Source organism: Micromonospora sp. NPDC049274 (genome assembly GCF_040678875.1).
Classification (GTDB): Bacteria; Actinomycetota; Actinomycetes; order Mycobacteriales; family Micromonosporaceae; genus Micromonospora.
The window spans coordinates 151,549-163,229 of sequence record NZ_JBFAQS010000005.1 but is presented as its reverse complement, the minus strand read 5'-3'; the positions used below and the strand labels follow the sequence as shown (position 1 = coordinate 163,229).

Genomic DNA, 11,681 nt, shown 5'->3' with positions numbered 1-11,681 from the left:
CGTCGGAAGTGCCACAGACAGGTTTCAACGCGTACGCGCCCGTCACGCCGCCGCGCGCAGCGCGCTCTCCACCCGTCGGCGCAGATCGTCGAGGTCGATGCCCGCTTCGGTGAGCACCAGCGCGCCCAGCCCGTGGCCCTCCCGCAGCACCCCGAGCAGGATGTGCTCGGTGCCGATGTGCTTGTGGCGCAGCCGCAGCGCCTCCCGCAGCGACAGCTCCAGCGCCTTCTTGGACCGGGGCGAGAACGGCCCGCCCAGGTAGCGTCGACGCCTCCAGCGGCGGCGCGGCGCCGGAACGGCCTCGCGCAGCGCGTCGGGGCCGAAGGACTCCTCGATGCGGGCCACGATGGCGGCCAGGTCGATGCCGATCTCGCGCAGCGCCTCCGCGTCCGCGTCGCCGAGGCCGGCGCCGCCGCCGCCGGTGTGCCGCCGGACCCGCTCGCGCAGGTCGTCGGCGCGCACCCCGGCGTCGGTAAGCACCCGGCTGGCCAGGCCGGCTTCGTCGGCGAGGAGGGCGAGCAGCAGGTGCTCGGTGCCGACCGGCCGCTGGCCCTCGGCCCGCGCCTCCTCCAGCGCCTGCCGCACCACGCCGCGCGCCCGGTCGGTGAACCGTTCGAACATCACGCCTCCCAGGATGAGTTGACCGCCGGTCGCCCAGCGTGTTTCTTGTGCACCGCCTGCCGGCTGACCTCGAGCGCATCGGCGATCTCCTGCCAGGACCAGCCCTGTCGTCGGGCGTTGTCCACCTGGACCACCTCGAGTCGCTCGAGCAGCCGGCGCAGCGCGCGGACGGCGCGCAGCCCGACCCGGGGGTCGGTGCTGCCGGCTGCCGCCGCGAGTTCCGTCGCCTGACTCATGCCGTCAACATACGTTGACACCGCCACTCCTGTCAACCTTTGTTGACGTTCCGGCCGCCTCGCCGCCGATGTGCTGACCACCGCCGAGAACCCACACCGCCATCGTGCTCATCCGACTACCCTCGGTCAGGAGACAGCGCGGTCGTGCCGGGCGCGACGCCCGGGAGGTGATATCGGATGGCGGTATCCGCCGACGCGGAGGTGCTGGTCGGCCTCGGCTCGGACGCTGACCTTCCGGTCGTGGAGCAGGCCGCGCAGGAGGCCGCCGGGCACGGCCGACCCCTGCATGTGGTGCACACCTTCGACTGGCACGCGGCCTTCGCTGCGGATACCGTCGCCGCGCCCCGGGACCGGGCCGAGGACCTGATCACCCGAGCCGCCCAGCTAGCCCACCAGGTCGAACCCGGTCTGACCGTGCGCGCCGAGATCGTCGAGAGCGGCCTGCTGCCCACCCTCATCCGCCGGTCCGAGACGGCCTTCCTGCTGGCGGTCGGCGACAGCGGAATGGCCGGCAGCGGCCAGTGCGTCCCGGCCGAGACGGCCGCCGTCCAGTTGGCCGCGCGGGCCGACTGCCCGCTGCTGGTGGTCCGCCGCGAACCGCCGCCGCAGGGCCCGGTCCTGGTAGGGGTGGACGGCTCGCCCAGCTCACACCTCGCCCTGCGCTGGGCCGTGGAGTGCGCCTTCCGACGCGACGCCCGCCTCGTGGCGCTGCGGGTGGTGGAGAGCGACGAGGACACCGACGCGGTCGCCGAACAGCTCAGCGAGGCCCTGGCCCGCCACGCCGACCGGCACACCGGGGTGCCCACCGAGTGCCGGGTCGTCCGCGGCGACCCCGGGCAGGTGCTCGTCGACACGTCCCGGTCGGCCCAACTGGCGGTGGTCGCCGCCCGGGGCGACGAACCGGGACGAGCCATGCTCGGCGCGGTCGCCCAGTCCCTGCTCTACCACTCCCCCGCCCCGGTGGTGGTCGTACGCGGCCTGGCCGAGATGCCGCTCACCGGACCCGACGCGCGACCGGCCCGGGACCAACGGCCCTGACCCGCCACGGCGGCAGCGGCGAGGCTGGACGCCGGACACTAACCCGTTACCCGCGAGAGGCAGCATCATGGACACCGCTCTCGACGTGCACCGCGCACTCACCGACGACGAGCTGCGCCGGCTGGACGCCTACTGGCGTGCCGCGAACTACCTCACCGTCGGGCAGATCTACCTGCTGGGCAATCCCCTGCTGCGCGAGCCGCTGACCCGCGACGACATCAAGCCCCGGCTGCTCGGGCACTGGGGCACCAGCCCGGGGCTCAACCTGATCTACGCCCACCTCAACCGGGTGATCGTCGCCCGTGACCTCAACGCCATGCTGGTCACCGGGCCGGGGCACGGCGGCCCGGCCATCGTGGCCAACGCGTGGCTGGAGGGCACCTGGTCGGAGCGCTACCACGACGTGGCCCGCGACGAGGCCGGGATGGCCCGGCTGTTCCGACAGTTCTCCTTCCCCGGCGGCATCCCCAGCCACGTCGCGGCGGACGTGCCGGGCTCGATCCACGAGGGCGGCGAGCTGGGGTACGCCCTGAGCCACGCCTACGGCGCCGCGTTCGACCACCCGGACCTCGTGGTGGCCTGCGTGGTCGGCGACGGTGAGGCGGAGACCGGGCCGCTGGCCGGCAGCTGGCTCTCCACCGTCTTCCTCAATCCGGCCCGCGACGGCGCGGTGCTGCCCATCCTGCACCTCAACGGTTACAAGATCGCCAACCCGACCGTGCTGTCCCGGATCCCCGAGGCGGACCTGCTCGGCATCCTGCGGGGCTCCGGCTACCAGCCGTACGTGGTGTCCGGCGACGATCCGCCCGTGGTGCACCGCACGCTCGCCGCCACGATGGACCGGGCGCTTGACGAGATCGCCGCGATCCAGCGCCGGGCGCGCTCCACAGGCGTCGTCGAGCGGCCCCGCTGGCCGATGATCGTGCTGCGGACACCGAAGGGCTGGACGGGTCCCCGCGAGGTCGACGGCACCCAGGTGGAGGGCACGTACCGGGCGCACCAGGTGCCCCTGTCGGGCGTCCGCGACAACCCCGCGCACCTGGCCGAGCTGGAACACTGGCTGCGCAGCTACCGGCCGGAGGAGCTGTTCGACGCCACCGGCGCCCCTGTCGACGAGCTGCGGACGCTGCCGCCACGCGGTGACCGGCGGATGAGCGCCAACCCGGTCACCAACGGCGGAGTGGTCCTGCGTGATCTGGCCCTGCCCGACTTCCGCGGCTACGGCGTGGACGTCCCGGAGCCGGGTCAGCCGATGGCCGGCGCGACCGGGGTGCTCGGCCCGTGGATCCGCGACGTGATCAGCGCCAACCCGCAGTCGTTCCGACTGTTCGGCCCGGACGAGGTCGCGTCCAACCGGTTGGGCGCCGCCTTCGAGGTGACCGACCGGGCCTGGATGGGCGCCACGGTCCCCGGCGACGACCACCTCTCCCCCGACGGCCGGGTCATGGAGGTGCTCTCCGAGCACCTGTGCCAGGGCTGGCTGGAGGGTTACCTGCTGACCGGCCGGCACGGCGTGTTCACCAGCTACGAGGCGTTCATCCACATCGTCGACTCGATGCTCAACCAGCACGCCAAGTGGTTGAAGGTGACCCGGGCGATCCCCTGGCGGCAGCCCCTCGCCTCGCTGAACTACCTGCTGTCCAGCCACGTGTGGCGCCAGGACCACAACGGCTTCTCGCACCAGGACCCGGGCTTCATCGACCACGTGGTCAACAAGAAGGCCGAGGTGGTGCGGGTCTACCTGCCACCGGACGCCAACACCCTGCTCTCCACCATGGACCACTGCCTGCGCAGCCGGCACTACATAAACGTGGTGGTGGCCGGTAAGCAGCCGGCACCGAACTGGCTGACGATGACCGAGGCGATCCAGCACACCCGCCGGGGGCTGGGCATCTGGGAGTGGGCCAGCAGCGACGGCGGCAGCGAACCGGACGTCGTCCTGGCCTGCTGCGGTGACGTGCCCACCCTGGAGACGCTTGCCGCCACCGAGCTGCTGCGCGAGCATCTGCCCGAGCTGAAGGTGCGACTGGTGAACGTGGTCGACCTGATGCGTCTGCAGCCGGACACCGAGCATCCGCACGGCCTGCCGGACAAGGAGTTCGACACCATCTTCACCGCGGACCGGCCGGTCATCTTCGCCTACCACGGCTATCCGTGGCTGATCCACCGTCTGACCTACCGCCGCTCCAACCACGACAACCTGCACGTGCGCGGCTACAAGGAGGAGGGCACCACCACCACCCCGTTCGACATGGTGATGCTCAACGACCTGGACCGGTTCCACCTGGTCATCGACGTCATCGACCGGGTGCCCGGCCTGGGCGCCCGCGCCGCGCACCTGCGTCAGCAGATGGTCGACGCCCGCCAGGCCGCCCGCGACTACACCCGCGAGCACGGCGAGGACGACCCCCGGGTCGCCGAGTGGCGCTGGGTCCGCGAGACCGACCCGACCAACCCCTGAGGAGGACGACGTGCGGGACGCGGAGATCCTGGTCGGCTACGACGGCTCCACCGACGCGTCGGTGGCCCTGGACTGGGCGCTGACCGAGGCCGAGCGCAGCGGCCAGCCGGTGCGGCTGGCGTACGTCTTCGAATGGCTGACGGTGGCCAGTTGGGTCGGTCCGGGCGTGGCGCCCGGAGTCTGGCCGGACGACACCGCCCGGCGGCAGGTCGACGACCTGGTCCGCAAGGCCGCGGCGGCCGCCGCCGCCGCGCATCCCGGCCTGACGATCACCGGCGAGGTGTACGACGGGCCTCCCGCCCTGGTGTTGCAGGAGCGCTCCGCCGACGCGGGGCTGTTGGTGCTCGGCAGCCGGGGCCACGGTGGGTTCGGCGGGCTGCTGGCCGGGTCGACGGCGGTGGCTGTCGCCGCGCACGCGCACTGCCCGGTCGTGGTGGTCCGCGACGGAACGGCGGGCGGGCCGGACGCGCCGGTGGCGGTCGGTGTGGACGGTTCGGAGCCGTCGCTGGTGGCGCTCGGCTTCGCGGCGGAACGGGCGGCCCAGCGACGGGTTCCGCTACGGGTGCTGCACGCGTGGACGCCCGGCCCCGGCGGGGCGGCCGGCGTGCCGGACGAGCGGGCGGCCGTGCAGGAGACGCTGGAGCCGTGGCGGCGGACGTATCCCGAGCTGAGCATGACCGTCGACGTGGTCGGAGGCAACCCGGCGGCGATGCTCATCGAGGCGAGCCGGTCGACGCAGTTGGTGGTGGTCGGCAGCCGTGGCCGGGGCGGCCTGGCGGGGATGCTGCTCGGTTCGGTCAGCCAGCAGGTGATCCAGCACGCCGGCTGCCCGGTCGCAGTGGTCCGGGAACGCTGAGACCGACCGGGCGGAAGAGTCGGCGGTCGAGACGTACGGGCCCCTGCACGACCCGCGCCGGCGGGAGCGGCCACGCACCGAGGGACGCCGCCGGTCAGCCCGCCGCCGACTCCGCGGCGGCGAGCAGCGCGGCCTCCCGGGCCGGGTCCAGGCCGACCGAACCGCGGCCGGGTCTGCCGGCGCGCGGCGGGACGGCGCCGACCTCCCGCAGCCACCGCCACGTGTCCGCCACCGTCTCGGGCACCGGCCGACAGGTCAACCCCGCCGCGTGGGCCCGGCTGGTGTCCCGCTCCAGCAGCCAGCGGTACGGATGCCCGAGCGGCAACCAGATCGGCAGGTCGTTCCACGGCTCCACACCGGCGGCGAGGATCGGCTCGGGGTCGGTCCACCGCAGCCGGGCGTCGGAGCCGGTGACCGCCACGCACTCGTCGAGCAGCTCACCCATCGTGGAGTGCCCGGGACGGCTTATCGCGTTGAACGTGCCGCCCTGCCCCCGCTCGCCCTGGTCCAGCATCCAGCTGGCCAGGTCGCGCACGTCGATGCACTGGATCGGCAACTCCGCCGGCCCGGGGGCGAGCACGTCGCCGCCCCGCGCGATCCGGTTCAGCCACCAGGGCAGCCGGCCGATGTCCTCGCCCGGACCGAGGATCAGCCCGGCCCGGGCGATCAGCGCGCGGTTCCCGAAGACCTCCCGCACCGCCCGCTCCGCCCCGGCCTTGAGGTGCTGGTAGTCGCCGTCGACAGCGTCCGGATCGCCGTCGGCCACCGGTGCTGTCTCGTCCGAGCCGGGCACCACCGGGTCGGCGTAGACCGAACCGCTCGACACGTACACGAAGTGCCCGACCGCGTCGACGAGCGCGCGGGCCGCGTCACGGGCGGCGCGCGGCGCGCCGTCCCAGGTGTCCACCACCACGTCCCACTCGCCGCCGGCCAGCGCGGCGAGGCCGTCGGGCGCGGTCCGATCACCCCGCAACCGGTGTACGCCGGGCGGGATCGACCCGTGCAGCCCCCGGTTGAACACCGTCACCGACCAGCCCCGGCGTACTCCCTCGGTGACCGTCGCGCCGCCCACGAAACCCGTACCACCCAACACCAGCAGTCTCATGTGCTCCACCCTGCCGGATCGGGGCGGCGGGCGGTGCTCCTGTTCACCGCGAGCGGATCTGCCCTCGGCAGAACCCGCGCCGACACCCGGGCGCGGCCGGAATCCGCTCGGTCCGGCCGGGTCGGGTCGACCATCCGGGTTCGGGCCGGTCAGCCGGCGAGCAGCCGGTCCAGCGGGCGGGGCACGGCGCCCGGCTCGAGAGCACGCACGAGCGCCCCCGCGTACCGGGCCTTACGGCCACTCATCGTGCCCAGGAAGCGACGCAGTTGCCGCTCGATCGACCGTCCACGCTGGGCGGGCTGGTTCTGGAAGACCCGCAACCGATCCAGGTCGCCCTGCTCCGCGATGACCCGTTCGACGCCGTCGCTGCCGAGCGCCCGGATCAGTTCGTCCTCCAGGTCGGTCACGCACACGTGGAAGCCGAGCACCTCCATCGCCGACCGCGTCAGGCCGACGCCGAGGCCCGCCTGTTCCAGGCCCCGTCGGAAGAAGCCCTCCTCGGCCTCGTCGCACAGCCCTCGGACGCTCACGGCGAGGCCGTGCGCCCCGAAGAGCCGCAGGTACCGACCGACGCTCATCGCGCCCCCGAGCGGCACCACGCACACACCCTCGGCGGCCAGGTCGCGACGCCGTCGCTCCGCCAGCGCCTCCACCGCGCGCTGGTCGCTGACGCCCTCGACGAGCACGACGGCGTGCAGGCCGGCAACCAGTTCCCGGGCCACGCCGGCAGCAGTCGCCGCATCGGGACCGCCAGCCGCCCAGAGGCGTACGGCGGCTCGGAAGCGGTCCGGCTCTCGCACGGCACCGAGTCTCCCAACGAGCGACCCCGCCCCGCCACCGGAATTGGCGGGCGTCAGATCGGTGTCAGACGCACGACGGCTCGCCACCGATGTCGATGACGAGCCGTTTTCCTGGTGGGCGATACTGGGTTTGAACCAGTGACCTCTTCCGTGTCAAGGAAGCGCGCTCCCACTGCGCCAATCGCCCGTGGTTTCCGCCCGGCCCGGGCACTCAGGCCCGTCGAGGCGGATCGCGAGCGGACGACGGGATTCGAACCCGCGACCCTCACCTTGGCAAGGTGATGCGCTACCAGCTGCGCTACGTCCGCACGTCCCCGACGAACGTCGGCGACGCGGCAAACTCTACCCGATGCCAAGATCGGCGGGCACGCGACCCTGGGCTGCGGCGATTGCGCAGGTCGCCACCGGGGTACTGAGAGACCTCGACAGCGCACCACACCCCCCTAAGGAGGCTGTCGTGGGTATCGGCACCAGCATCTTCCTGATCGCGCTCGGCGCGATCCTCACCTTCGCCCTGGACGCTGACGTCGGCGGCATCAACCTCGACGTGGTCGGCTGGATCCTGATGGCGGCCGGCGTGCTCGGCCTGATCATGACCACGCTGATCTGGGGTCGCCGCCGCCAGGCGGTCCCCGTCGCCACCGAGCAGCCGGTGGAGTACCGCCAGGTCGAGGAGCCGGTGGAGTACCGCCGGGTCGAGGAGCGGCGGGACATCGCCCCGCCGCTGTGACGCGAGCATGGGCCACCGCTGACGGAGCAGGCGAGCCCGGGCCGGCCACCTCGACAGAGGCGGCCGGCCCGGAGTCTTCCCTGGCCCCCGTGCGCCACGGGAGGCGCCGGCTCCGAGCCCGACCTGGCCCGCCCGTTTAGCGCATGAGGGCGTTGAGCGTGCCGTAGTCGAGGGCGTCGGCCAGCGCGCCGTACGTGCCCGTGCCGAGGGCCTCGTCCGCCGCCCGGCGGGCGACCGCGTACGCGGCTTGCGCGATCGACGAGCCGAGGCTCACCCGCGCCACCCCCAGTCGGGCCAGCTCCCCCACCGCCGGCGCACCCGGCCCGGCGAGGACGTTCAGCGGCGCCGGCACCGCCTGCACCAGCGCGCGGATGGTCACCGGGTCGACCACCCCGGGCACGAAGATGCCGTCCGCGCCGGCGGCGAGATAGGCGGTGGCCCGGGCCACCGTCTCGTCGACGCCCCCGGCGCCGCTGAGGAACGTGTCGATCCGGGCGTTGACGAAGAGCGGCAGGCCCGCCGCGTCGGCCGCGCCCCGCGCCGCGCCGATGCGGGCGCACTGGTCGGGCACGTCGCGCAACGGCGGGCCGTCCGTACGTTGGGCGTCCTCGATGTTCACGCCGACGGCGCCGGCGTCCAGCACGGCTCGGGCGGTCACGCCGACCTCCGCGGGTGTCTCCCCGTACCCGGACTCGATGTCCGCGGTGACCGGCAGCGCCGCCGAGGCGGTTATCCGGCGGACCAGGTCCACGGCCGCGTCGCGGCCGAGAATGTCACCGTCGGGCGCACCGAGACTCCAGGCGACGCCGGCGCTGGTGGTGGCCACCGCGCGGACGCCGGCGGCCGCCACGACGCGGGCGCTCGCGGCGTCCCAGGCGTTGACCAGGACCAGGGGCGACCCGGGGGTGTGCAGGGATCGGAAGAGTTCGGCTCGGGTGTGGTGTTCGCTCACGCGGCAAGTCTCGGCCGGACCCGCGGCCGCCGGTAATGTTTTAGCGTCAGCTGAAACCACCGGGGGTGCCGTGGTCGCCATCAGCATGTCGGCGGGCGCCGTCGCCCGCATCCGGTTCGCCGTCTCCTGCCTGTGGGAGGTCGTCGCGAGCGTCCGGGTGCTGCGCGACCCCGGGGACCACGCCGTCCACCTGCCCTGGGTCCGCCGGGTACGACAACCGCTGGCCGAGGCGGCAGTGATCGAGGCGGACGACGCGTTGCTCTGGCAGCTGGTGCCGGTCCCGCCGGGCTACCTGGCCGACTTCCTCACCCCGCCGCCCGTCGGTCTCATCCCGGACCTGGCCGCCGAACTGGCCGCCCTGCGCGCCACCCCGGCCGACACCGTCCGGGCACACCTGGACCTGTACCCGGGCGAGCGCACGCCGGCGCTCTCCGCCCTGTACGCCGACCCGCCGGCCGGGCTGCGCCGGCTGAGTGCGGAGATCGAGACGTACTGGCGGATCGCCCTGGCCCCGCACTGGCCACGGCTGCGGCTGCTGCTCGACGCCGACGTCACCGCACGCGCGCGCCTGCTCGCCGAGGACGGCGCGGCGGTGCTCCTCAACGACCTGCACCAGCAGGTCCGGTGGGAGGGCGACACCCTGCTCGTCGCTCAGCGGCACTGCCTGGCCCCGGACGTCGCGGACGGTCCGGGCCTGGTGCTGGTCCCGTCGGTATTCGTCTGGCCGTCGGTGCTGAGCGTCTCCACCGGGGACGCGCCGCAGCTCGCCTACCCCGCCCGTGGGCTGGGCACCCTCTGGGAGCGGCCGAACGGCGTCCCGGACGCGCTGGCCGCCGTCCTCGGGCGCGGACGGGCCCGGCTGCTCGCCGAACTGACCGGGCCGGTGAGTACCACCGAGCTGGCCCGGCGCAGCGGGATGTCACCCGGCGGCGTCTCCCAGCATCTCACCGCGTTGCGCGCGGCCGGTCTGGTGGTGACCCACCGTCGGGGCCGGACGCTGCTCAGCGCCCGCACCGACCTCGCGGAGGCTTTGCTCTCGGCGACCGCGTAGACGTCGACCGGGCGACCCCGGTACGCGGCCGGCACCGTCCCCGCGCCGCCAGACCCTCGCCCAGGATGCAGGAAAGCCGCGCAGGGGCATGGTCAACGAAGCCGCCGATACGCGAAGCTGCTTCAATCTGCGTCAGCACGGCAATCGAGGCCCCTGACGCATGCGGACGGAGAGGGAATGTCCCGTACACCGCTGTCCCTGCCGCAACCCACCGCGCGGGCGCCCGAGTTCGGCCGGGACGCGCTCATCGTCTGCGAGAACCTGGTGCGGATCTACCAGACCGGTTCGATCGAGGTGCAGGCGTTGCAGGGCCTGGACCTGGCCGTGGAGAGCGGTGAGCTGGTCGCCATCGTCGGCGCCTCCGGGTCGGGCAAGTCGACACTGCTCTCCATCCTGGCCGGCATCGACTCCCCCACCGCCGGGCGGGTCCGGGTCGACAGGTGGAATCTGCTGGCCATGTCCCGCGCGGACCGGGTGGACTACCGGCGGCGCACCGTCGGGTTCGTACGGCAGCAGACGGCCAGCAACCTGATCCCCTACCTGACCGCACGGGAGATGGTGGACCTGCCCATGACGGCGGCCCGTACGGCGAAGGAGGAGCGCCGGGAGCGCGCGGCCGAGCTGCTGGACAGCCTCGGTGTCGCCGACTGCGCCGATCGGCGTCCCGGGCAACTCTCCGGCGGGCAGCAGATGCGGGTCGCGATCGCGGTGGCACTGGCCAACCAGCCGCGGATCCTGCTCGCCGACGAGCCGACCGGCGAGCTGGACGCCGCCACGTCCGCGGAGGTCTTCGGCGTCCTGCGGGACGTCAACCGGCGCTACGGCGTCACAGTTGTCGTGGTGACCCACGACCCGGAGGTCAGCGGCCAGGTCGAACGGACCGTCGCGATCCGGGACGGGCGCACCAGCAGCGAGGTGCTGCGCCGCACCACCACCGACGCGGAGGGCGACACGCACACGATCGCCGAGGAGTACGCCGTGATGGACAGGGCCGGACGCGTCCAGGTGCCCCGAGACTTCCGCCAGGCACTGGCCCTGACCCGACGGGTTCGGCTGGCCCTGGAAACCGACCACATCACGATCCACCCCGACTCGGGAAGCGGCGAATGAGCGGCGAGCCGCTGCTTCGCGTACGCGGTGTGCACAAGCGCTTCCGCACCGGGCCGACAGTCGTCCATGCCCTGCGCGGCGTGTCGTTCGACGTGGCCGCCGGTTCCATGGTGGCGCTCGTCGGCCGGTCCGGCTCGGGCAAGACCACCCTTCTCAACGTCCTCGGCGGCCTGGACCGCCCGGACGCCGGCACCGTGCACGTCGACGACACCGACGTCACCGCGCTCGACGAGGACGGCCTGTCCCGGCTGCGGCGCGAGAAGGTGTCGTACGTCTTCCAGAGCTTCGGGTTGATCCCGGTGCTGTCGGCCGCCGAGAACGTGGCCGCCCCGCTGCGGCTGGCCCGCGTCGCCCCGGCCGAGCGCGAGCGGCGGGTCGAGTTGCTGCTGGAGCTGATCGGCCTGGCCGACCACGCCCAACAGCGGCCGACCGAGCTGTCCGGCGGCCAGCAGCAGCGGGTGGCGATCGCCCGCGCGCTGGCCGCCTCGCCCCAGCTCCTGCTCGCCGACGAGCCGACCGGGCAACTGGACGCCGAGACCGGCCTGTCGGTGATGGCCCTGCTGCGCGGGATAGTGGAATCCGAAGGCGTCACAGTCGTGGTGTCGACGCACGACGCGGTGATGATGGCCCTGGCTGACCGGGTGATCCGCATCCACGACGGGCACCTCGACGAGCAGGCTGCCGGGCAGCCGCGCGAGCCTCTGCCGGACGCCCGGTGACG

The 11,681-nt window shown here is 73.5% G+C and carries 12 protein-coding genes and 2 tRNA genes; 7 read left to right on the top strand and 7 right to left on the bottom strand.

Annotated features, from left to right (window positions below; translation table 11 throughout):
- Positions 1-42 precede the first annotated feature (42 nt).
- Positions 43-621 (bottom strand): Clp protease N-terminal domain-containing protein, encoded by a 579-nt coding sequence (locus tag AB0K10_RS11830; protein ID WP_363682931.1) that lies wholly within the window; start codon positions 619-621, stop codon positions 43-45.
- The gene (locus AB0K10_RS11825) at positions 621-857 is read right to left on the bottom strand and encodes an HTH domain-containing protein (protein ID WP_007457155.1); all 237 of its coding nucleotides are present in this window, start codon (positions 855-857) and stop codon (positions 621-623) included. Before AB0K10_RS11825 ends, AB0K10_RS11830 begins: the two co-directional genes overlap by 1 nt.
- A 177-nt stretch (positions 858-1,034) precedes the next feature.
- On the opposite strand from AB0K10_RS11825, the gene AB0K10_RS11820 reads away from it, so the two are divergent.
- The 3 genes from AB0K10_RS11820 to AB0K10_RS11810 all read left to right on the top strand — a co-directional run bounded on the left by AB0K10_RS11820 (position 1,035) and on the right by AB0K10_RS11810 (position 5,212).
- On the top strand, positions 1,035-1,895 hold the full coding sequence (locus AB0K10_RS11820) for a universal stress protein (protein WP_363682459.1): 861 nt from the start codon (positions 1,035-1,037) through the stop codon (positions 1,893-1,895).
- Positions 1,896-1,962: 67 nt separating this feature from the next.
- Positions 1,963-4,356 (top strand): phosphoketolase family protein, encoded by a 2,394-nt coding sequence (locus AB0K10_RS11815; RefSeq protein WP_363682457.1) that lies wholly within the window; start codon positions 1,963-1,965, stop codon positions 4,354-4,356.
- Positions 4,357-4,366: 10 nt separating this feature from the next.
- A complete protein-coding gene (locus AB0K10_RS11810; RefSeq protein WP_363682455.1) occupies positions 4,367-5,212 on the top strand; it encodes a universal stress protein in 846 nt (281 codons plus the stop codon).
- A 94-nt stretch (positions 5,213-5,306) separates the two neighbouring features.
- On the opposite strand, the gene AB0K10_RS11805 is transcribed toward AB0K10_RS11810, so the two are convergent.
- The 4 genes from AB0K10_RS11805 to AB0K10_RS11790 form a co-directional block, all read right to left on the bottom strand.
- Positions 5,307-6,317: an NAD-dependent epimerase/dehydratase family protein gene (locus AB0K10_RS11805; protein WP_363682453.1), complete on the bottom strand. Its 1,011-nt coding sequence runs from the start codon at positions 6,315-6,317 to the stop codon at positions 5,307-5,309.
- Positions 6,318-6,466: 149 nt separating this feature from the next.
- Positions 6,467-7,117, bottom strand: a complete 651-nt coding sequence (locus AB0K10_RS11800) for a TOPRIM nucleotidyl transferase/hydrolase domain-containing protein (RefSeq protein ID WP_363682452.1) — start codon at positions 7,115-7,117, stop codon at positions 6,467-6,469.
- A gap of 112 nt (positions 7,118-7,229) precedes the next feature.
- A tRNA-Val gene (locus AB0K10_RS11795) sits at positions 7,230-7,304 on the bottom strand.
- Between the two features lie 48 nt (positions 7,305-7,352).
- Positions 7,353-7,425 (bottom strand) — tRNA-Gly (locus AB0K10_RS11790).
- Positions 7,426-7,574: 149 nt separating this feature from the next.
- Between AB0K10_RS11790 and AB0K10_RS11785 the strand changes: the two genes are divergently transcribed.
- On the top strand, positions 7,575-7,847 hold the full coding sequence (locus AB0K10_RS11785) for a DUF6458 family protein (RefSeq protein WP_363682450.1): 273 nt from the start codon (positions 7,575-7,577) through the stop codon (positions 7,845-7,847).
- Between the two features lie 136 nt (positions 7,848-7,983).
- On the opposite strand, the gene AB0K10_RS11780 is transcribed toward AB0K10_RS11785, so the two are convergent.
- Positions 7,984-8,799, bottom strand: a complete 816-nt coding sequence (locus AB0K10_RS11780; protein ID WP_363682448.1) for an isocitrate lyase/phosphoenolpyruvate mutase family protein — start codon at positions 8,797-8,799, stop codon at positions 7,984-7,986.
- A gap of 70 nt (positions 8,800-8,869) precedes the next feature.
- On the opposite strand from AB0K10_RS11780, the gene AB0K10_RS11775 reads away from it, so the two are divergent.
- The 3 genes from AB0K10_RS11775 to AB0K10_RS11765 all read left to right on the top strand — a co-directional run bounded on the left by AB0K10_RS11775 (position 8,870) and on the right by AB0K10_RS11765 (position 11,679).
- Positions 8,870-9,850 (top strand): DUF5937 family protein, encoded by a 981-nt coding sequence (locus AB0K10_RS11775; RefSeq protein ID WP_363682446.1) that lies wholly within the window; start codon positions 8,870-8,872, stop codon positions 9,848-9,850.
- A gap of 177 nt (positions 9,851-10,027) precedes the next feature.
- A complete protein-coding gene (locus AB0K10_RS11770) occupies positions 10,028-10,960 on the top strand; it encodes an ABC transporter ATP-binding protein (protein ID WP_363682444.1) in 933 nt (310 codons plus the stop codon).
- Positions 10,957-11,679: an ABC transporter ATP-binding protein gene (locus AB0K10_RS11765; RefSeq protein ID WP_363682442.1), complete on the top strand. Its 723-nt coding sequence runs from the start codon at positions 10,957-10,959 to the stop codon at positions 11,677-11,679. The genes AB0K10_RS11770 and AB0K10_RS11765 overlap by 4 nt, the downstream gene beginning before the upstream one ends.
- The last annotated feature ends 2 nt before the right edge of the window (positions 11,680-11,681 follow it).